Raw genomic sequence first — 21,379 nt, 5'->3', positions numbered from 1 at the left:
CCGGCTGCGTTGTGAGAATAATCGTTAAGGTTGGTCTTTTTCCAACTACAAAAGGTAAAAGCTTGATGCTGGCTGCCAAAATTAAAGAAATTTCAGCTATTTCTAACTTTTGTTCGACACTCCCTCAGGTAGTGGGTTTTCGCAAACCACTACATGCAGTCCGTTGTACGCCGATCAAGGATAGACCATGAGCCTCCCTTCGCTTGCCGAACTGCCCGCCATTCTCCAGCCGTTTGTCACCCGCGCCGAGCAGTCGTTCCGGGCTGCCGTCGCCACTTTGGACGATGATCACGGGCTGTCTGCCTGGTCGCCGGAGCGCTGGGCACAATTTGCCCGTGTCACCGCCGCCAGCGATTTCGTGATTGAACAGTCTGTTCGTGACCCTTTGATGTTGCTGCAGCTGGTGCAGTCCGGTGAGCTGGACCGCAGCTACGTGCCCGGTGAATTGTGCGCGCAGATCGCGGCCGCCGTGAGCACGGCCGAGACCGACGATCTGCTTGGCCGTGCCCTGCGCCGCCAGCGCGCGCGCCATCAGGTGCGGATCATCTGGCGCGACCTGACCCGCCAGGCCGATTTGATCCAGACCTGCCGCGACCTCTCGGACATGGCCGATGCCAGCATCGATCAGGCCTATCAGTGGTTGTACGTGCGGCATTGCCAGCAGTTCGGCGTGCCGACCGGGCGGCGCAGCGGCGAGCCGCAGCAGATGGTCATCCTCGGCATGGGCAAGCTCGGCGCCGTGGAGTTGAACCTGTCGTCGGACATCGACCTGATTTTCGCCTATCCCGAGGGCGGTGAAACCGTCGGCGTGAAACGCGCGCTGGATAACCAGGAGTTCTTCATTCGTCTGGGCCAGCGGCTGATCAAGGCCCTGGACCCGATGACCGTCGACGGCTTTGTATTCCGCGTCGACATGCGCTTGCGCCCCTACGGTTCGGCGGGCGCGCTGGTGCTGAGCTTCAATGCGCTGGAGCAGTATTACCAGGATCAGGGTCGCGACTGGGAACGCTACGCGATGATCAAGTCGCGGGTGGTGGCCGGCGACCAGGTGGCTGGCGCGCAACTGCAAGACATGCTGCGGCCGTTCGTTTACCGGCGTTACCTGGACTTTTCGGCCATCGAAGCGCTGCGCACCATGAAGCAGTTGATCCAGCAGGAAGTGCGGCGCAAGGGCATGGCCGACAACATCAAGCTCGGCTCTGGCGGTATTCGCGAAGTCGAGTTCATTGCCCAGGCGTTCCAGCTGATCCACGGCGGCCGCGATCTGAGCTTGCAGCAGCGCCCGCTATTAAAGGTGCTGAGCACGCTGGAAGGTCAGGGTTATCTGCCGCCGAATGTGATCAGCGAGTTGCGCGAAGGCTACGAATTCCTGCGTTACACCGAACACGCGATTCAGGCGATCGCTGACCGCCAGACGCAAATGTTGCCCAGTGGCGAGCAGGATCAGGCGCGCATTGCCTTTATACTGGGCTTCGCCAACTGGACGGCGTTCCACGAACAACTGATGTATTGGCGTGGCCGCGTAGCCTGGCACTTCGGGCAGGTGATCGCCGATCCCGACGAAGAGCAGGGTGCCGAAAGCGAAGTGGTGGTCGGCGGTGAGTGGTTGCCGCTGTGGGAAGAGGCTCAGGACGATGAGGCCGCTTGCCGCCAACTGGAGGAGGGTGGTTTCAAGGATGCGCCCAAGGCCTTGAAAGCCTTGGCCGGCTTGCGCAGCAGTCCACAATTGCGAGCGATGCAGCGTCTGGGGCGCGAACGTCTCGATGCGTTTATTCCGCGTTTGCTGGCGCAGGCCGTGGAGCATGCCAATCCGGATCTGGTGCTGGAACGCGTGCTGCCGCTGGTTGAAGCCGTGGCCCGTCGCTCCGCGTACCTGGTGCTGCTGACCGAGAACCCTGGCGCCTTGCGGCGTTTGCTGACGCTGTGCGCCGCGAGCCCGTGGATCGCCGAGCAAATCACCCGTTTCCCGCTGCTGCTCGACGAATTGCTCAACGAAGGCCGACTGTTCAAGCCGCCACTGGCGCCAGAACTGGCAGCCGAGTTGCGCGAGCGCCTGACGCGGATTCCCGAGGACGACCTGGAACAGCAAATGGAAGCGCTGCGCCACTTCAAGCTGGCGCACCGCTTGCGGGTGGCCGCCTCGGAAATCGCCGGCAGCCTGCCGCTGATGAAAGTCAGCGACTACCTGACCTGGCTTGCCGAAGCGATTCTTGAACAGGTGCTCGCGCTGGCCTGGCGCCAGACCGTGGCCAAGTACGGCACGCCCCTGCGCACCGATGGCACCTTGTGCGATCCCGGCTTCATCATTGTCGGTTATGGGAAAGTCGGCGGCCTGGAACTCGGGCATGGTTCGGACCTGGACCTGGTGTTCATCCACGACGGGGATCCGCAAGCTGAAACCGATGGGCCCAAACCCATCGACGGTGCGCAATTTTTCACCCGCCTGGGGCAGCGGATCATTCACCTGCTGACGGCGCAGACCAACTCCGGGCAGTTGTATGAAGTGGATATGCGCCTGCGGCCGTCCGGTGCGTCGGGATTGCTGGTGAGTTCTTTGGGGGCGTTTGCCCGTTATCAGGAGAACGAAGCCTGGACCTGGGAGCATCAGGCGTTGGTGCGGGCGCGCGTGCTGGTGGGCAGTCAGGATGTCGGCCAGGCCTTCGAGCAAGTCCGCGCCGCGATATTGGGCAAGGCGCGTGATTTGCCGACCCTGCGCCAGGAGGTCAGCGAGATGCGCGCCAAGATGCGCGATAACCTCGGCAGCAAGAGCACGGCGGCCGGCACCGGGGCAAATGCCTTCGAAGCCACGGCGCCGTTCGATATCAAGCAGGACGCCGGAGGTATCGTCGATATTGAATTTATGGTGCAATACGCGGCCCTGGCGTGGTCCGAAACACACCCGCCATTGCTGCGCTGGACCGATAACATCCGCATTCTGGAAGAGCTGGAACACGAAGGGCTGATGCCCGTCGAAGATGCCAGCCTGTTGCGTGAAGCGTATAAAGCGTACCGCTCCGCCGCCCACCGACAGGCTCTGCAGAAGAACCCGGGGGTGATACCGGCCGACCAGTTCACGGACGAACGGCAGCAGGTCATGCGGATCTGGCGTGAGCTGGGGCTACGCTGAAACGCGTCAGTCGGAGCGACAAGATTCAAATGTGGGAGCGGGCTTGCTCGCGAAGGCGGAGTGTCAGTCGATAGAGATATTGAATGTGATGGCCCCTTCGCGAGCAAGCCCGCTCCCACAGTAGATCTGCAGTGTCATGCCGATCGAAGTACACCAATACCCAATGTGGGAGCGAGCCTGCTCGCGATAGCGGAGTGACAGTCGACAGCAATGTTGAAGGTGATGACCCATCGCAAGCCGCCATGCTCCCGCAGAGATTCTCGAGGCGGGGAGGCGTAGGCCTCCCCGGTTCGTTTATGGAAACCACATGAAAATTCTGATCGTTGGGCCCAGTTGGGTCGGTGATATGGTGATGGCGCAGACACTTTTCCAGTGTCTCAAGCAACGCCACCCGCAGTGCGAAATCGACGTGCTGGCCCCCGAGTGGAGCCGGCCGATTCTTGAGCGCATGCCCGAAGTTCGCCAGGCCTTGAGCTTTCCGCTCGGTCATGGCGTGCTGGAGTTGGCGACGCGCCGGCGCATCGGTAAATCCCTGGCCGGCCAGTACGACCAGGCGATCCTGTTGCCCAATTCCCTGAAGTCGGCGCTGGTGCCTTTCTTTGCCGGCATCCCGAAGCGCACCGGCTGGCGTGGCGAATTCCGCTATGGCCTGCTCAATGACGTGCGCACGCTGGATAAGGATCGTTATCCGCTGATGATCGAGCGCTTCATGGCCCTGGCCTTCGAGCCGGGCGTCGAGTTGCCGAAACCCTATCCGCGTCCGACGCTGCAGATCGATCCGGTCACCCGCGAGGCGGCGCTGGCCAAGTTCGGCCTGGCCCTCGACCGTCCGGTGTTGGCCCTGTGCCCCGGTGCCGAGTTCGGCGAGTCCAAGCGCTGGCCGTCCGAGCATTACGCCAAGGTCGCCGAAACGAAGATTCGTGAAGGCTGGCAAGTCTGGCTTTTCGGTTCGAAAAACGACCACGCCGTGGGCGAAGACATTCGCGCGCGGCTGATTCCCGGCCTGCGCGAAGAATCGGTCAACCTCAGCGGCGGCACCTCGCTGGCCGAAGCCATCGACCTGCTGTCCTGTGCCGATTCGGTGGTGTCCAACGACTCCGGCCTGATGCACGTCGCCGCCGCGCTGAACCGCCCGCTGGTCGCGGTCTACGGCTCGACGTCGCCGGGTTTCACGCCACCGTTGGCCGAGCACGTGGAAATCGTACGCCTGGGCATCGAGTGCAGCCCGTGCTTCGATCGCACCTGCCGTTTCGGCCATTACAACTGCCTGCGCCAGCTCATGCCGCAAGCCGTGAACGAAGCCTTGCAGCGGTTGCAAGGCACTGTGGTCGAGGTCAAATAGCTTGCGGGTTCTGTTGATCAAGACGTCTTCGCTGGGCGACGTCATTCATGCGTTGCCGGCGTTGACCGACGCGGCGCGGGCGATTCCCGGCATCAAGTTCGACTGGGTGGTGGAAGAAGGCTTTGCCGAAATCCCGACCTGGCATCCGGCGGTGGGCAAGGTGATTCCGGTGGCGATCCGTCGCTGGCGCAAAAACATCTGGCAAACCATCAAGAGCGGTGAGTGGAAGCGCTTCAAGCAAAGCGTTCGCGCCACGAAATACGACTTGGTGATCGACGCCCAGGGCTTGCTGAAAAGCGCCTGGCTGACCCGTTACGTCAAGGCGCCGGTGGCCGGCCTCGATAAAAGCTCGGCGCGCGAGCCCATCGCTGCGCGCTTTTACAATCGGCGTCTGGCCGTTGCCCGCGGGCAGCACGCGGTGGAGCGAGTGCGTCAGTTGTTCGCCATCGCCTTGGGCTATGACTTGCCAAAAGGCATGGGCGACTACGGTCTGAATGTCGAGCGCCTGGTGGAGTTGCCGCGCAAGAACCCGTACGTGGTGTTTCTGCATGGCACGACCTGGGACACCAAGCACTGGCCTGAAGCTTACTGGCGCGAGCTGACCGAACGGGTCGGCTACCTGGGCGTCGGGGTGAAGCTGCCTTGGGGTAATGCCCAGGAGAAAGCCCGGGCCGAACGCATTGCCGAGGGTTTCAAGCACGCCGAAGTGTTGCCCAAATTGAACCTGGCCGGTGTCGGCAAGGTGCTGGCTGGCGCGCAAGCCTGCGTGGCGGTGGATACCGGCCTGGGTCACCTGGCCGCCGCGCTGGATGTGCCGACGCTGTCGTTGTTCGGCCCGACCAATCCGGGCCTGACCGGCGCCTACGGCAAGGTGCAGATTCACCTGGCCAGCGACTTCCCGTGTGCGCCGTGCCTGCAAAAGAAATGCACCTACCAACCGACGGCCGAAGATGCCCGTCAATTTGATCTGAAACGCGAGTGGCCGTTGTGCTTCACGCGTCTGAACCCCGAGCGTGTCGCCAGCCGACTGAGCACGTTGTTAATGGCTGAGGAGCTGCGCTGATGCAATTGGCATTTGTCCTGTACAAGTATTTTCCGTTTGGCGGCTTGCAGCGCGACTTCATGCGCATTGCCCTGGAGTGCCAGAAACGCGGCCATCAGATTCGCGTCTACACGCTGATCTGGGAGGGCGACGTACCGCCGGGCTTCGAAGTGCTGGTGGCGCCGGTCAAGGCGTTCTTCAACCATCGACGCAACGAAAAACTCAGCGAATGGATGGAAGCCGACCTGGCCAAGCGCCCGGTCGACCGCCTGATCGGCTTCAACAAGATGCCGGGCCTGGACGTTTACTACGCCGCCGACGGCTGCTTCGAAGACAAGGCGCAGAACCTGCGCAACTCGCTGTACCGTCGTTGGGGGCGCTATCGCCACTTCGCCGAATACGAGCGCGCGGTGTTCGCCAGGGATGCGAAGACCGAAGTATTGATGATTTCCGAGGTCCAGCAGCCGCTGTTCATCAAGCATTACGACACGCCGCTGGAGCGTTTCCACCTGCTGCCACCGGGTATCGCCCAGGACCGTCGCCGGCCGGCCGATGCCGATGACATTCGTGCAGGGTTCCGTGCTGAGTTCGACCTCAAGGACGACGAGTTGCTGCTGGTGCAGATCGGCTCCGGGTTCAAGACCAAGGGTGTGGACCGCAGCCTCAAGGCACTGGCGGCATTGCCTGCCGAGCTGAGGAAGCGCACCCGGCTGTTTGTAATTGGCCAGGATGACCCCAAGTTATTCCAGATGCAGAGCGCGACATTGGGGTTGGGCGACAACGTCACGTTCCTCAAGGGGCGCAGCGATATCCCGCGTTTCCTGTTGGGTGCCGATCTGTTGATCCACCCGGCGTACAACGAAAATACCGGCACCGTGCTGCTCGAAGCACTGGTGGCCGGCTTGCCGGTGTTGGTGAGCGCGGTGTGCGGTTACGCCCATTACATCGCCGAGGCCGATGCTGGCCTGGTGTTGGACGAGCCCTTCGATCAGGCACAGCTGACGCAATACCTGACCGGCATGTTGAACGACGCTCAAGCAAGGGCGGCCTGGAGCCGCAATGGTCTGGCCTTTGCCGAAACGGCCGACCTCTACAGCATGCCGCAACACGCGGCCGATGTGATTCTGGCGGAGCACGCTTAAATGAAGTTGATGCTGGCTGAACCGTTCAAGAGCCTCTGGGCCGGACGCGACCCGTTCGCCGAAGTCGAGGGGCTCAAGGGCGAGGTGTACCGCGAGCTGGAAGCACGCCGGACGTTGCGCACGGAAGTCGACGGCAACGGGTTTTTCGTGAAAATCCACCGTGGCATCGGCTGGGGCGAAATCTTCAAGAACCTGCTCACTGCCAAGCTCCCGGTACTGGGTGCCGGCCAGGAGTGGAAGGCGATTCAGCGCCTGCAGGAAGCCGGCGTGCCGACCATGACCGCCGTCGCGTATGGCGAGAAGGGCAGTAACCCGGCCGACCAGCACTCGTTCATCGTTACCGAAGAATTGGCGCCCACCGTCAGCCTCGAAGACTTCAGCATCAACTGGGTCAAGCAGCCGCCCGAGCCAAAACTCAAGCGCGCGCTGATTGCCGAAGTCGCACGCATGACTGGCATGATGCACCGCGCCGGGGTCAATCACCGCGACTGCTACATCTGTCATTTCCTGCTGCACACCGACAAACCGGTGACCTTTGATGATTTCAAGCTTTCGGTGATCGACCTGCACCGTGCCCAGACCCGTCCGGCGATCACCTCGCGCTGGCGCAACAAGGATCTGGCGGCCCTGTACTTTTCCGCCCTGGACATCGGCCTGACCCGCCGCGACAAACTGCGTTTCCTCAAGGGCTATTTCCAGCGGCCGCTGCGGCAGATCCTGAGTGAAGAGGCGGGTTTGCTGGCATGGCTCGATGGCAAGGCGAACAAGCTCTACGAGCGTAAACAGCGATACGGGGATGCGCTCTGATGTCGGGTTGGAAACTGGAGCCGGCCTATAGCGATCTGGCCGATGACTTTGGCAGCCTTGAGGCGGTGTTTGCGCTTCAGGGCGAACGGTTGACCAAGGACCTGCTCTCCGAGGTCATTCGCGTTCAGCGCAATGGCGTCAACTATTACGTCAAACGCTATGTGGGCGCTGGCAAAGGCTTGCGGCGTTACCTCGGCAAGCCTAGGGTGAAGATGGAGTGGCAGAACCTCAAGCGTTTCGCCAAGTGGGGCATTCCCACGGCCGAGGTGGTGGCCTGGGGCCTGGAACGTCGCGGTGCGGCCTACGCTCGCGGTGCGATGATTACCCGGGAACTGCCGCGTACCGAAGACTTGTCGGCACTGGCCGAGCGACGCGATCCGAAGCTGTCGGATCGCGCCTGGGTCGATGCCGTCAGTCGTCAGTTGGCCCAGTACACCCGGACCATGCACGATCACCGCTTCACCCATAATGATCTGAAGTGGCGCAACCTGCTGATCGACGACGAGGCTCGTCTGTTTCTGATCGATTGCCCCAACGGCGATTTCTGGCGCGGTTTCTGGCTCAAGTACCGAATCACCAAGGATCTGGCGTGCCTGGACAAGGTCGCCAAGTATCAACTGTCGGCTACCCAGCGCTTGCGCTTTTACCTGCAATACCGCAACCGGACCCGGCTCAACGCTGCGGACAAGAAACGCATCCGGCACGTGGTGAGATTTTTCGAGGGACGCGAATGACTGATTTTCTGGCCGCTGAAGACCGTGCGCTGCTTGAGCGCCATGGTCTCGGCACGTTCGAGGCGCTCTGGGCCAAGCAGCTCGATGCGGTGGACGAACCCAACACCGGTCGCGGCGGCTGGAGCAGTGTGTTTCGGCTGGATCTGGAAGGTCATGGCTATTACCTCAAGCGCCAAAGCAACTACCTGACCCGCACCTTGCGCGCGCCGTTCGGCGAGCCGAGTTTCGCCCGCGAGTTTCGCAACATCTCCCGTTACCGGAAGATGGGCATTCCGGCGCTGGAAGCGGTGTTCTACGGGCAGCGCAAGGTCAATGGCGAAGTCCGCGCGATCCTGCTGACCCGCGCTCTGGACGGCTGGGACGACCTCGACTCGCTGTTGCAGCGCTGGGCTCAATTGAGCCCTGAGCAGCACTCGGAAATCCTCAAGGCCAGTGGCGAACTGGCCCGGCAGCTGCACGCGGCTCGCCAGGTGCACGGGTGTTTCTATCCCAAGCACATTTTCATGCGTGCCACCGGCCACGGCTACCAGGCTCAATTAATCGACCTCGAAAAGACCCGGCCGCTGCTGTACGGGCAGCGTGACCGAATCAAGGACCTGGAACCGCTGACGCGCCGCGCGCCCGAGTGGGGCGAGTCGCAGCTGCGGCAATTGCTGGCGGCCTATCTGGATCAGCCGCAGGACAGCTCGCTGATCGACAGCTGGCTGCAGCGCTTGACCGCACGGCGCAGCCAAAAGGGGCCTCGTTGATGCGTTTGTCCGAATTGAAATCCGCTGGCCGCCATCCGGCTTTACCGCTGAGCGTTTCGCTGGCCGATGCCGCCGGTCCCGCCGATTTACAACTGTTGAGCCTGTTGCGGGTATTGCCGGGGCAGCGTTATGTCGGTGCCGGTGTCTGGCGTGGCCGGCCGGTGTTGGCCAAGTTGCTGGTCGGCAGCAAGGCTGCACGGCATTTTCAGCGTGAACTGGACGGCGTGCGCCTGCTCTCCGACCAGGGCCTGACCACGCCGCAGTTGTTGGCCGACGGCCTGAAGGACGGCGAGGGTGGCTGGCTGCTGTTTGATTTCCTTGAGCATGCCGAAAGCCTTGGCGATACCTGGAAACAGGTTGAGCAGCAACCCGTACTGTCCGATGGACAAGGGGCGGTGTTGGCCGAGGCATTGGGTGCGATCGGTCAGATGCATCGCAAGGGCCTGTGGCAGGAGGACCTGCACCTGGACAATCTACTGCGCCAGGGCGGCCGCCTGTACCTGATCGATGGTGCCGGTATCTGCTGCGAGACGCCTGGCCAGCCGCTGTCGCGGCAGAAAGTCCTGGAAAACCTCGGGGTGTTCTTCGCCCAGTTGCCGAAGTCGATTGAACCCTTCATTGAAGAGTTGCTGGTGTATTACCTGCTCAGCAACGGCGAGCACGCCTTGCCCATGGAGGCGCTGCAGAAGCAGATCGACAAGGTCCGCAACTGGCGCCTCAAGGACTTCCTGATCAAGGTCGGTCGCGAGTGCACGCTGTTCAGCGTCCAGCGCGGGGCCTTCGGACTGCGGGCGATTCGCCGCGAGGAAGAAGCGTCGATGGTGTCGGTGCTGGAGCAGGCCGATGCCTTGCTCGATCAGGGGCATCTGTACAAGACCGGCGGCGCGGCGAGTGTTGGCAAAGTCGAGGTGGATGGCCGCACGCTGGTGATAAAACGCTACAACATCAAGGGTTTTGCCCACTGGCTCAAGCGTTTCTGGCGCCCGAGCCGGGCCTGGCATTCATGGCGCGAAGGCAATCGCCTGGCGTTCCTCGGGATTGCCACACCCAAGCCGCTGGCGTTGCTGGAGAAGCGTTTCCTGTGGCTGCGCAGCCGGGCGTACCTGATCACCGAGTATCTGCCGGGGCCGGACATCATCGAGCGTTTTGCGCCCTACGTTGAAAGCGGTGACGCACCCCAGGCAGAACTGGCGGCACTGGATCATCTGTTTGCCGAGCTGATTCGTTTGCGTATCAGTCATGGCGACTTCAAGGGCCATAACCTGTTCTGGCAGCAGGATCGCTGGGCGTTGATCGACCTCGACTCGATGTGCCAGCACGGCTCGCTCGGCAGCTTCGCCCCGGCGTATGCCAGGGATCGCGCGCGGTTCATGCGTAACTGGCCTGAAGGCAGTGCCCTTTACCAGGTCATCGATCAGCGTCTGCCCAAAGACATCTCCAGCGCGGCCTGAATCCTTTTCGCGAGCAGGCTCGCTCCCACAGGGATTTCTGAACGACCGGAACCACTGTGGGAGCGAGCCTGCTCGCGAAGAGGCCGGAACTGCCAACCGAGAAAGCAGACAGTTTCTTGTGAACCGTCCTGCGCGATCTTGGGAGGCCATGAACTGTGGCCGAAATCGCCCCGATGCTAGTTTGCCTGACGTTCTCGGAGGGCAGGCTGTGTCGATCAAAGTGGCAGTTTCATCGGGTGTTTTGTCTGTGTCGCTAATGGGCTGCGGGACCGTCGCCACCGTCCTGCAGGATGAAGCCGAAGCAGCGCACGGGCTGCGCAGGCAAATACCGGCAAAGCGTGGACGGCAATATCCTTGTCTATTGGCGGCCTTAGCGCGGTTAAAAATGCCGTGAGGTCCCCGCTGCAGTTGCTCGCCGCTTGCGGCTAGAGGCTTGCCGCCGCTTTTACGCTATAATCCCGCCCTTTAGCTGTCTCTCGCCCCTTGCGAGGGCACATTAATTTTTGAGGCGCTTGCGCCTGCATGCAGACTAAAGAGGCTAGACCCCTGTGGCATTGACGATTCTTGGCCTGTCCGGCGCCCTTAGCCATGATCCTTCCGCAGCCCTGTACATCGACGGCAAGCTGGTCGCGGCGGCTGAAGAGGAACGCTTCGTACGCGATAAACATGCAAAGAACCGCATGCCCTACGAATCGGCGAAATTCTGCCTGGAACAGGCTGGCATCAAGCCGTCCGATGTCGACGTGGTAGCGATCCCGTTCGCCCCGATCAGCCTGTTCGGCAAGGCGCGCTGGCAGTACGCCAAGCGTTACTGGTACGCCCCGGACCGTGCACTCGACGCGATCCTGATGGGCAACCGTCGCTACAAGCGCTATCGCAACAAGATCGTCTGGTGCCTGGAGCAACTGGGCTTTGATCCGAAGAAGATCAAGATCGAGCCGGTCGAGCATCACCTGGCCCACGCCTCCAGCGCCTACCACTGCTCCGGTTTCAAAGAGAAAACCGCGATCCTGGGCATCGACGGCAAGGGCGAGTACGCCACGACCTTCTTCGGTTATGGCGAAAACGGCAAGATCCACAAGATCAAGGAATTCTTCGATCCGGACTCCCTCGGCGGCCTGTACGGCGCGATCACCGAGTTCCTCGGTTTCGACATGCTCGACGGTGAGTTCAAGGTCATGGGCATGGCGCCGTACGGCGACGCCAGCAAATACGATTTCTCGCGCCTGGCTTCGTTCGAAAACGGCGAGCTGGTGATCAACACCGACTACGCCAACGTCATCGGCCTGCGTCGCTATAAAGAGAAGGGCAAGGGTTACTACTTCTCGCCGAAACTGATCGAGTGGCTGGGTCCGAAGCGCGAAGGCGACATCGCCGACGAGCCTTACATCCACTACGCCGCCAGCATTCAAGCGCTGTTCGAAAAAATTTCGTTGCAGATGATCGACCACTACCTGGGCGACGTGCTCAAGGAAACCGGCAAGCTGGCTTACGCCGGTGGCTGTGCGTTGAACGTCAAGCTCAACCAGAAAATCATCGCTCGCGACGACGTCAAGGAGCTGTTCGTACAGCCGGCGTCCGGTGACGCCGGTACTGCAGTGGGCGCGGCAGCCTATGTGTCCCACGCCCGTGGCGTACCGGTCGAGAAGATGGAACACGTCTACCTCGGCCCGTCGTACAGCAACGAAGACGTGATCGCGGCCTGCGCCCGTCATGCCGACAAGCCGACGTGGCGCAAGCTCGACAACATGCCGGAGCAGATCGCCAAAATCATGGTCGATGGCAACCCGGTGGCCTGGTTCCAGGGTCGCATGGAGTTCGGTCCGCGTGCACTGGGCGGTCGTTCGATCATCGGTTGCCCGAGCGTGCCCGGCGTGGCCGATCGCATCAACCACCAGATCAAGTTCCGCGAGCGCTGGAGGCCTTTCTGCCCGTCGATGCTCGACACCGTGGCGCCGCAGATGATCAAGATCGATCACCCGGCTCCGTTCATGACCTTCACCTTCGAAGTGGCGGAAGAGTGGAAAACCCGCGTGCCCGAAGTCGTCCACGAAGACGGCACCTCCCGCGCCCAGGTGCTCAAACGCGAATACAACCCGCGCTACTACGACATGATGAAAGCGCTGGAAGTGCTCACCGGCAACGGTGTGTCGCTCAACACCTCGCTCAACCGTCGCGGCGAACCGATGATCTGCTCGCCGACTGACGCGTTGAACATGTTCTTCGGTTCGGATCTACAGTATCTGATCATGGAAGACATCCTGGTGGTCAAAGAGGGCGCAAACGCCTATGACACGTTCGGCTGAACGTCATGTGCTGCAGTTCTGCCACGGCTATGACGGGCCGTTCCTGGACTGCGCACGGCAGTACGCCAGCCTGTTCGCGGGGACTGGCTATCGCGTGACCACGGTGTTTCTCACCGGGGTTGCCGATGCCGAAGTCGCCGCGGGCTGCGCCTCCGACGAGGTGCTGTTCATGGAGTACAGTTCCAAGGCCATTCGTGGCCTGAAACTGGGCGCCATCGGCGATCTGCGCAAGATCGCCGCGTCGCGCAACTTCAGTTTCTGCATCGCTCATCGCTTCAAGCCTATTTATATCGCCCTGCTCGGTACGTCGTTGCCGGTCATTGGCGTGCACCACGGGTTTGAAGACTACAAGCGCGGTAGCCGCAAACTGTTCGCCCATATATTCCGCAAGCGCTTGAGCCTGCTCGGTGTGTCCGACGCGGTGCGCGACGACATGCGCAGTTGCCTGCCGAAGTGGCCGGCTTCGCGAATTCAGACGTTGTACAACCGCATCGACGTCGATGCCTTGCAAGCCACGCAGGTGTCGGCTCGCGAGGCCCGGGAAACCCTCGGGCTGGCGGCGGATGCCTGGATTGTCGGCAACGTCGGACGCCTGCATCCGGACAAGGACCAGGCCACGCTGCTCGATGGATTCGCCGAGGCATTGCCGCAGTTGCCGGCCAACAGCCAGTTGGTGATTCTCGGCAAGGGGCGCCTGGAGGAAGACCTCAAGGCTCAGGCCCGCGAGCTGGGTATCGGCGACCGGGTGCTGTTCCTCGGCCAGGTGCCGGATGCGCGCAACTATTTCCGCGCCTTCGATGTGTTCGCCCTGAGCTCCGATCACGAACCGTTCGGCATGGTGCTGCTGGAAGCCATGGCCGCCGGCGTCCCCTTGCTCGCCACGGCGTGCGGCGGAGCGAAAGAAGTGGTCGAAGGCGTAGGTATTCTGTTCCCCTTGGGTGATGCCGGACATCTGGCCCAGGGCCTGCAACACCTGGCTGCCATGGATGATCAGCAACGCCGGCAGTGTGCCGAGATGATGCTCGAGCGCTTGCGCGAACGCTTTTCCGACCGCGCAGTGCGCGATGCTTTCTGGCACTTGCCGCACGTTACCGAACTGGCACAGAGGGGCTGATGCTCAACCGATTTCAAGGCTGGCGCGAGCGTGGCTGGGCGGTAGTCGACGCCGCGACTTACGCCGAAACCTGGCAGCGTTATGGCGGCAGCGTCGCGACACATCCCATGGTGGTCGAGCGCCTGGCGCAACTGGCCGACATCCCGGTGCGCTACCTGGCCTGGATGCAGGGTGGTGAGGTCAAGGCGGCGATCCCGACCTGGGGACGCGACCTGGCCTTGTCCAAGGACGTACTCAAGCGTCGCGGCAAAAAAGGTCTGTTCGACCTGGGCAATGCCGAGATCATCCTGCCGGCCGCGGCCGATACCCAGGCGCCTTTGCGCCATCGCGGGCGCTATCTGTCGGCGTTGAACGAAGGGCGGTTCACTGGCATCCGGTTGCAGGCTGAGCAGCTGGCCATGGCTCGTACCCCCGAAGAGCTGTCGAAGAAATTTCGCTACAACCAGCGCCGTGAATTGCGCCTGCTGGAAGAGGCCGGAGGCGTGGTGCGCCCGGTGTCCGAATTTTCCAGCGCTGAGCTGGCGGTGATTTATTGCGACCTGTTCCAGCGCCGCTGGGGTTTCCCGGCGACGGGGGCCGAACGCATGGCCGAGGTCATCGAGTTGCTGCGCGAGTTGCTGATCGGTTCGGTGATTTTTCTCAACGATGCGCCGATTGCGATTCAATTGGTGTACCGCGTCGAAACCCCGCAGTGGATCAGCGTCGAGTACATCAACGGCGGGGTCGATCCCGAGACTCGCGAGTTCAGCCCCGGCAGTGTGCTGAGTTTTCTCAATACGCAAAGCGCTTGGGAGCATGCCCGGGCGCAGGACAAGCCGTTGCGTTTTTCTTTCGGTCGCGCCGACCGTGAATACAAGGATCGCTGGTGCAACCCTGTGCCGGTCTTCACCGTATGAGCCAAGCCATGAGCCGCAAACAGCAACTGCTCAAGCGCCATCGGCGCACTAAACGCATCGGCCTGTTGATCGCGCTGGTGCTGTTGATCGTCATCGGTGTGCTGGTGGCCTGGTGGTTGCCGCTGGTGCTGGCGGTACTGGGCTGGATGGCCCACGAAGCCTGGTTTGCCGACCATCTGTTCTACTCGCCGAAAGACGATTACCAGTACAGCTTTCCCCCGTACACGCCACAGCCCAAGGTGCACCTGAGCGGTGAACATTTGCGGCTGGACGAGGGCGTGATGCTGGTCGACGACGCGACGCTGGTGCTGGCCCTGCGGGTAAAAAGCACCTGGCTGGGTCGTTTTTTTGATCCGGTGGTCGAGTTGGCGGGGGGCGAAAACCCTGACCGACAAACCTTCGAACGGGGCGTAAACGGCCTGCGCTACCTCAATCTCAGTGGTCAGGCTCAGGCGCTGTCCCGTGGTGACCTGCGCTTGCGCGGGCGTTTCTGTCGAGTGTTCGGTGAGCCGGTGCTATGGGCACTCGAGCATCCGGATTACCGGCGTCAGCGAGTGATGGTCATCGCGCCCCACGCCGATGACGCCGAGCTGGCGGCCTACGGTTTGTACAGCCAGGCCGACGAAACCTGGATCGTCACGCTGACTGCCGGTGAAATCGAAGCCGAACACTACCGGCAGATGGGCCTGAACAAGGTCGATGCGGCCCGCTTGAAAGGCCGCCTGCGCACCTGGGACAGCATTGCCGTACCGCGTTGGGCCGGTGTGCCCGAGGCCCGCTGCGTACAGCTGGGTTATTTCTGCCTGCAACTGGCGAGCATGCAGGCCGCGCCTGGCGTGCCGGCGGGATCGCGGGAAGCGGACCTGAGTGATACCCGTCTATTTCGCCAGCTGAATCCTTTCGCACTGCCAGGCGATGCCGATGGCGCGCCGACCTGGAACAATTTGCTGGCCGATCTGCGCGAATTGCTACTGAGGGCCCGGCCCGAGGTCATCGTGCTGCCGCATCCGACCCTGGATCCGCATCCCGATCATATCTGCGCCCAGGCGGCAGTTCTCGAGGCCTTGCAAGGCCTGGACTGGCAACCGACCACGCTGTTGGGCTACGCCAATCACTTGCACGACAACGACCGCTGGCCGATGGGCGATAGCGGTGACGGCATCGCCTTGCCGCCGGCCTTCGATTCCGTCCAGCCGATGCAGCCCTATTGCCTGCCGATGCCGCTGGAGCAACAGCGGGACAAGGCCATGGCATTGGGCATGATGCACGACCTGCAGCCGCCGATGCCGTTCAAGCGCCGCTTGCGTCGCATGATCCAGCGGCTGTTGGCCGGCCGGGTGCCGCCCACCTATGGCGAGAACGAATTCTTTCGCAAGGCCGTCCGGCGCCACGAGCTCTTGTGGTCCATCAAGCACACACCAGGCAATGTTTCTCAGCGGGGAGAGTTATGAGTCAGCGGTCAAAGGTCCTGCAACTGCAGCCTGACTACAACGTCAAAGCCCATGATTTTGCCGACCTCGCGGAGCAAATCGTCAAGGCCCTGCCCACCGATCGATATGAAGTGACCGCCGCGTTTCTGCGGGGTAAACCCGGGCCGGGCGAAGCGGTGAGCCGGGCCGATCGTTCGGTGTACTTCGAGTTTTCCGACAAGTCCCTCAAGGGCATGCGCCTGCGGGCGATGTGGCAGCTGTACAAGTTCTGCCGCCGGGAAAAATTCGATGTGGTGATCTGCAACCGCTTCAAGCCAGTGAACATGATGCTGGCGCTCAACCGCTGGTTGAAAGTGCCGTTGTGCATTGGCATTTCCCACGGCTTTGGCGAGTACGACCGTTTTTACCGGCGCCGCCAGACCCAGCGCCTGATCGATCGTCACTGGCGCTTCGTTGGTGTGTCGCCTGCGGTGAAACAGTATCTGCTGGACTGCGACTGTGGCTTCACCGACCAGAATACCTACGCCATCACCAATGCCATCGACATCGAGCAGGCCGAAGGTCTGCAGCACAGTCGTGAAAAGGCCCGTGAAATGCTCGGCATCGATCCGTCGGTACGGCTGATCGGTGCACTGGGGCGGCTGGTGCCGGTCAAGGGCCATATCTATTTGCTGCAGGCCTTTGCCGCGCTCAAGGACAAATACCCGAATACCCAGTTGGCGATCATCGGTGCCGGCCGCGAAGAGTCGCGCCTGTCGGCGGAGATCGACCGTCTCGACCTCGGCGGTCGCGCCCATTTGCTGGGGTTCAAGGAAATTGCCCTGCAGTACATTCGCGCGTTCGACATCTGGACCATGCCGTCCCTGGCCGAGGGCCTCGGGTTGGCGCTGCTCGAAGGCATGAGTGGGCATTTGCCGGTGATTGCCTCGAACGTGCCGGCCATGTTGCCGCTCATCGAGGGGGCCGGTGGCCTGGCAATTACGCCCAAGGATGTGCCGACGCTGCAGGCTGCGCTGGACACTTACCTCGGGCTGTCGGATGACGAACTCAAGGCCAAGGGCGAGCAGGCTTTCCGTTATCTGCAACAACACCATGACATCGAGGCGTTCCGTCGCGAATACCTCAATCTGATCGACTCCGGCCTGGAGCAGGCCCGCAAGGAACAGCCATGAACGACGCGCAACCCATCGTCACGGTCATCATCGCGTCGTATAACCACGCCCCTTACATCGAGGAAAGCATTCTCAGCGTCCTCAACCAGACCTATCGGAACATTGAGTTGCTGGTGGTCGACGATGGTTCGAAGGATGACAGCGTCGAGCGGATCAAGGCGTTGCAGGCCACCCATGGTTTCGACTTCCGGGTCCAGGAAAACCAGGGGCTGACCAACACCCTCAATGGTGCGATTGCCCGGTCAAAGGGCAGCCTGATCGTGCCGTTCGGTTCGGATGACATCATGTTGCCGGAGCGAATCGCCATCCAGGTCGCGCATATGGATGGCAAGCCCGAGGTCGGCATTTGCGCCGGCAACATCGAGCTGATCGATGCCGACGGCAACCTCTACCCGGAGAAGCGCCAGCGCCGGGATGTGCCGTTCCGTCGCCTGGACTTCGATGACATGTTCCTGGAACGCAAGCCCTATCCTCCGGCACCCACCCTGATGATCCGGCGCGAAGCGCTGGAGAAGGTGGGCGGTTTCGACCCGACCATTCGTCTGGAGGATTTGCTGATCGAGTTGAAGGTGACCCATGCCGGTTACTTCATCGATGGTCTGAACGTGTTGATGGCGCGCTATCGCAAGCATGCCACCAACTCTTACAAGAACCACCGCTTCATGATCGACAGCATCCTGCGCACCTACGCGCTCTTCAGCGATCACCCGCTGTATGACGAGGTGCGCTACAAGTTTCTCAATTCCATGTTCCTCAAGACCGCCAACCGTGATCGCAAGCTGGCGCGTGAGTTGCTGGCGCAGATTCCTTTCAAGGCCTGGAACAAGAAAACCTGGCGCGGCTTGGGCCGGATGTATTTCTCACGGCTGGAGAAAGGCTGAGACAAGGGGGGGGGCTCAACGGGGGATTGCTCAGCGTTGTTGAGCCGACTTCTCCAGTTCTTTCCCGGCCTTCCTGTTCTGGCGCAGCCAGTGCAGGGTTTTCTTGCCGGCATTGATGCCAGGCCTTTCGATGTACTGGTAAGTCAGGCTGCTGATGATGATCAACAGGCAACTGCACACGGCCAGCAACGGCAGGAAGACCCAGGCTTGCCGAGCGTCAAGATGCAACAACGGCGGCAGTCGCTGCACCAGAATCCAGAGCACGAAACCGTGCAGCAAATACGTGCTGTAGCTGATTTCCCCGAGCCAGCGAATGCTGCGTGGTCTCAGGGCGCCGAACAGGGTATTGCCGGATGCCACGATCACAAAAAACAGTGACAGCAGCAGTAGTGCCCTCAGGTTGAATGCACGGTTGAACGCCGTAAAGGCGATGACCAGGGCGAGCAGAGCGATGATGCCCGCCAGTGGAGTCAGGCTCCAGGCGACCCATTGTGGTCGGCGAATCCAGTACGCCGCAGCGATGCCACCGAGAAAGCTGGCCAGGAAGTGCTTCTTCAGCGAGTGTTCCCAGCCGACCACCTGGTACAGGGTGTAGATACCGATCAGGCACAGCACCGTCTGCATCCAGCCACCGCGATAAATGAACACCATGGCGGCCAGTGGCAGGGCCAGGTAGAAAAACACCTCGTACCCCAGCGTCCAGGTGACGTTGGAGATCAGCATGCCGGTCTGGTGGTACTGGTTGACGTCTGGCCGGTCGAAGGTCAGCCAGGCCAGAGTCTGGCCGATGAGTTGGGTGACGGAGTCCTTGAGTTCCCAGTCCTGCAAATAGAACACACAGACAAATACGGCCAACATCAGTGGCAGGTAGAGCGGATAGAGGCGAAACAGCCGCGATATCGCAAATGCCAGCCAGTCGTGTTGCCGCCCATGGGTAAGCAAGCGGTCCCAAAACAGAAAACCGGTGATCATGAAGAAGAGGGCAACGCTGCCCTGGCCGAGCTGCGAGTAGAAATTGCTCGGTGGAAAATCGATCACGCCGGTTCGCAGAAAGATCCAGGTAATGATCGAGTGGTGCACGAACACGCCGAAAGCCAGATACCCGCGCAAGCCGTCGATGCCGGCAAAGCGGCTTTCACCGCTATGCTCCAGCTGTCGGGTGAATGCTGGCACCGTGCGCAGCAGTAGCGCAGCGGTCGCGATGGCAAGCAGATAGCCCGTCATCGCGATAAGCGGGTTGGTTTCTGTCATCAGTGAGCCTGGGCCGGAGGATTCGCCGCCAGCACTTGCTTGTGCAAATTATCCACGTCGGCTTTCGAGGCCGCCGCGGCGTATCCCTGCAGTAACGCTTCGAAGTGGTCTTCGAACAACCAACGCCGATCTTCTGCGTAACGCTGCATATGGCGCAGGTTACGCCGACGCAGGGACGGGCTCAATGATGAAGGGTAGATTCGCAGGTCGGCCAGGTCGATCAGACCGAACTCGCCGTCCTCCAGCACCAGCACATTGCCCAGGTGCAGGGAGCGGAAGTAGATCCCTTTCTGATGCAGTTGAGCCATGAACCTGCCGAAGCGCTCCACCAGTGCCTGGCGCACCGCCGGGGCGGTGATGCCTTGCAGGATCTGGCGCAGCGTGTTGCCCGGCAACGGCGAGTAGTGCACCGCGGTGCTGCCGTCTTCGAACCGGTAGAGATCGAGGATTTGCGGGGTCGGGATGCCCATGCTGCGCAGTTGCACACTGTTGACGGCAAAACGATCGGAATAGGGCGTGAAACTGCCCGAGGTATACCAGCGACGCCGGCGGAACAGCTTGAGAAAGCTGCCGTCGGTCAGACGCAGGACTTTGGGCCCCAAACCGTCTTCTTCGATGACCCGGGCATCGGCCGTCAGTTGCTGCAGGGCGCTTGGCGCCGCGGCCTTGATCTGCGTGTCCAGCAGGCGTCTGGCCCGTTGATTGATACTCAATGCGGCGATCAGCGCCAGGGGGATCCACAGCAGGAACCAGTGCTCCTTGGGGCGCGAGATAATCCCGCCACCTTCAGTCAGGCCTGCGCCGATACCGAAGGCCAGCCAGGCCGAGGCAATGATGAACAGCGGTTGCACGCGATGGCGCCGGCTACTGATGAGGCCCCATGCGAGGAAGAACAGCCATGGCAGCAGGCCGATAATGCCGACGTAGTAGAGCACGCCCAGGGCAAAGCTATGGGGCTCTTGCAGGGTGTAGCCGACGCCCGGGTCCAGGGTCAGCCGGGCGTTGTAGCCATGTCCGATCCACGGATGTTCAGCGATCCTGCCCAAGGTCAATTGCCAGAGCTCGATGCGGAAGGAGCTGCCTCTTTCGATGATTTTGTCCGCTAATAGCGCGAAAGTCGCCGCTCCGGCGATGAACATGGAGGCAAGCAAGAGGACCGAGCGTCGATTCCAGCAGATGAAACCCAGCCACAGCGCAGCGAATGTCAGTGCAACCAGTGGCGTCCTGGAGCCGGTGGCCAGCACGGTGGCGAACATGATCGCCATCGCTGGCAAGCTCAACCAAAGAATCCGGGGGCGCTTGCAGGTCATGCTCAGGCTTAGCCAGTAGGTACAGAAAAAGCCGAAGACGTGGGAGCTGAGCAGTGGATTGTCGAACGCGCCGACACCGATCAGGCGCATTTCCGGTTGGTAGATCAGGTCAAACCTGTAGAGGTTATAGGCGGAGATGATCAACGCCAACGTCGCGGCGCAGAACAGCAGGGGTTGAATGATTTCGCTGCGATAGCGCACCAGCAGGTAGCAGCCAACGAACAGCATCAGGGTGTGCAATGGCGGTTTGAACTGGCCAAATTCGATTTCGTCGCCCGGACCCCAGGACAGGCTGAGCAGTGCCCACCCCACAAACAGCAGGGCTGCAATGACGATCGGTTCGTGCAGCAGCTCCTTGGCGAGCCGCGGCCGCAGGCACAGTGCAATCAGTGCCGGAATGCTGAACAGGCCATAATAGAGCTTGTGATGCACACTGCGCCCCGGCAGGAAAAACAGTGCACAAAGCAGCAATAAGTAACCGAGCGGAAGGATCCACAAACAAATGAAATCGAAGATTCTGTTGGACGTGCTGTTCAAAGCGTTTAATTGCATGCTGAGTAACTTATTCCTGAATTGAGCGACCGTACCAAGGCAGGGACAGCGGGTGGCGATTTGACGTGCCACA

The 21,379-nt window shown here is 61.3% G+C and carries 16 protein-coding genes; 14 read left to right on the top strand and 2 right to left on the bottom strand.

Going from position 1 to position 21,379, the window contains the following annotated elements:
• The first annotated feature begins 187 nt into the window (after window positions 1-187).
• From glnE to AC3WJW_RS04610, 14 genes are all read left to right on the top strand, one after another.
• On the top strand, window positions 188-3,127 hold the full coding sequence (gene glnE / locus AC3WJW_RS04675; RefSeq protein WP_493725276.1) for a bifunctional [glutamate--ammonia ligase]-adenylyl-L-tyrosine phosphorylase/[glutamate--ammonia-ligase] adenylyltransferase: 2,940 nt from the start codon (window positions 188-190) through the stop codon (window positions 3,125-3,127).
• A gap of 307 nt (window positions 3,128-3,434) precedes the next feature.
• Window positions 3,435-4,469 carry a lipopolysaccharide heptosyltransferase II gene (waaF, locus tag AC3WJW_RS04670; protein ID WP_104451067.1) on the top strand — a complete coding sequence of 345 codons (1,035 nt, stop codon included), beginning with the start codon at window positions 3,435-3,437 and terminating at the stop codon, window positions 4,467-4,469.
• Between the two features lies 1 nt (window position 4,470).
• On the top strand, window positions 4,471-5,532 hold the full coding sequence (gene waaC, locus AC3WJW_RS04665) for a lipopolysaccharide heptosyltransferase I (protein WP_429390993.1): 1,062 nt from the start codon (window positions 4,471-4,473) through the stop codon (window positions 5,530-5,532).
• Window positions 5,532-6,653, top strand: coding sequence for a glycosyltransferase family 4 protein (locus AC3WJW_RS04660; RefSeq protein ID WP_102673182.1), 1,122 nt, complete (start codon window positions 5,532-5,534; stop codon window positions 6,651-6,653). Before waaC ends, AC3WJW_RS04660 begins: the two co-directional genes overlap by 1 nt.
• A complete protein-coding gene (rfaP, locus tag AC3WJW_RS04655) occupies window positions 6,654-7,460 on the top strand; it encodes a lipopolysaccharide core heptose(I) kinase RfaP (protein ID WP_493725275.1) in 807 nt (268 codons plus the stop codon).
• Window positions 7,460-8,194 (top strand): lipopolysaccharide kinase InaA family protein, encoded by a 735-nt coding sequence (locus AC3WJW_RS04650; protein WP_015093188.1) that lies wholly within the window; start codon window positions 7,460-7,462, stop codon window positions 8,192-8,194. The genes rfaP and AC3WJW_RS04650 overlap by 1 nt, the downstream gene beginning before the upstream one ends.
• Entirely contained in the window at window positions 8,191-8,943 is a 753-nt protein-coding gene (locus AC3WJW_RS04645) for a lipopolysaccharide kinase InaA family protein (protein WP_015093189.1), read from the top strand. Before AC3WJW_RS04650 ends, AC3WJW_RS04645 begins: the two co-directional genes overlap by 4 nt.
• A complete protein-coding gene (locus AC3WJW_RS04640) occupies window positions 8,943-10,394 on the top strand; it encodes a lipopolysaccharide kinase InaA family protein (protein ID WP_493725274.1) in 1,452 nt (483 codons plus the stop codon). The genes AC3WJW_RS04645 and AC3WJW_RS04640 overlap by 1 nt, the downstream gene beginning before the upstream one ends.
• A 548-nt stretch (window positions 10,395-10,942) precedes the next feature.
• Window positions 10,943-12,700, top strand: a complete 1,758-nt coding sequence (locus tag AC3WJW_RS04635) for a carbamoyltransferase family protein (RefSeq protein ID WP_493725273.1) — start codon at window positions 10,943-10,945, stop codon at window positions 12,698-12,700.
• Window positions 12,684-13,814, top strand: a complete 1,131-nt coding sequence (locus tag AC3WJW_RS04630) for a glycosyltransferase (protein ID WP_218475965.1) — start codon at window positions 12,684-12,686, stop codon at window positions 13,812-13,814. The genes AC3WJW_RS04635 and AC3WJW_RS04630 overlap by 17 nt, the downstream gene beginning before the upstream one ends.
• Window positions 13,814-14,710 carry an antimicrobial resistance protein Mig-14 gene (locus tag AC3WJW_RS04625; protein ID WP_493725272.1) on the top strand — a complete coding sequence of 299 codons (897 nt, stop codon included), beginning with the start codon at window positions 13,814-13,816 and terminating at the stop codon, window positions 14,708-14,710. Before AC3WJW_RS04630 ends, AC3WJW_RS04625 begins: the two co-directional genes overlap by 1 nt.
• Before the next feature lie 8 nt (window positions 14,711-14,718).
• Entirely contained in the window at window positions 14,719-16,161 is a 1,443-nt protein-coding gene (locus tag AC3WJW_RS04620; protein ID WP_493725271.1) for a PIG-L deacetylase family protein, read from the top strand.
• A complete protein-coding gene (locus tag AC3WJW_RS04615) occupies window positions 16,158-17,312 on the top strand; it encodes a glycosyltransferase family 4 protein (protein ID WP_493725270.1) in 1,155 nt (384 codons plus the stop codon). The genes AC3WJW_RS04620 and AC3WJW_RS04615 overlap by 4 nt, the downstream gene beginning before the upstream one ends.
• Entirely contained in the window at window positions 17,309-18,193 is an 885-nt protein-coding gene (locus AC3WJW_RS04610; protein WP_493725269.1) for a glycosyltransferase, read from the top strand. The genes AC3WJW_RS04615 and AC3WJW_RS04610 overlap by 4 nt, the downstream gene beginning before the upstream one ends.
• A 30-nt stretch (window positions 18,194-18,223) precedes the next feature.
• Here the strand turns inward: AC3WJW_RS04610 and AC3WJW_RS04605 are convergent, their stop codons facing one another.
• Window positions 18,224-19,444, bottom strand: a complete 1,221-nt coding sequence (locus tag AC3WJW_RS04605; RefSeq protein WP_493725268.1) for an acyltransferase family protein — start codon at window positions 19,442-19,444, stop codon at window positions 18,224-18,226.
• Window positions 19,444-21,306, bottom strand: coding sequence for an O-antigen ligase family protein (locus AC3WJW_RS04600; protein ID WP_493725267.1), 1,863 nt, complete (start codon window positions 21,304-21,306; stop codon window positions 19,444-19,446). The genes AC3WJW_RS04605 and AC3WJW_RS04600 overlap by 1 nt, the downstream gene beginning before the upstream one ends.
• Window positions 21,307-21,379 lie beyond the last annotated feature (73 nt).

Source organism: Pseudomonas sp. GW821-FHT07G06 (genome assembly GCF_058986625.1).
The sequence above is the reverse complement of the archived record's forward strand: the minus strand, read 5'-3'. Positions and strand labels throughout refer to the sequence as shown.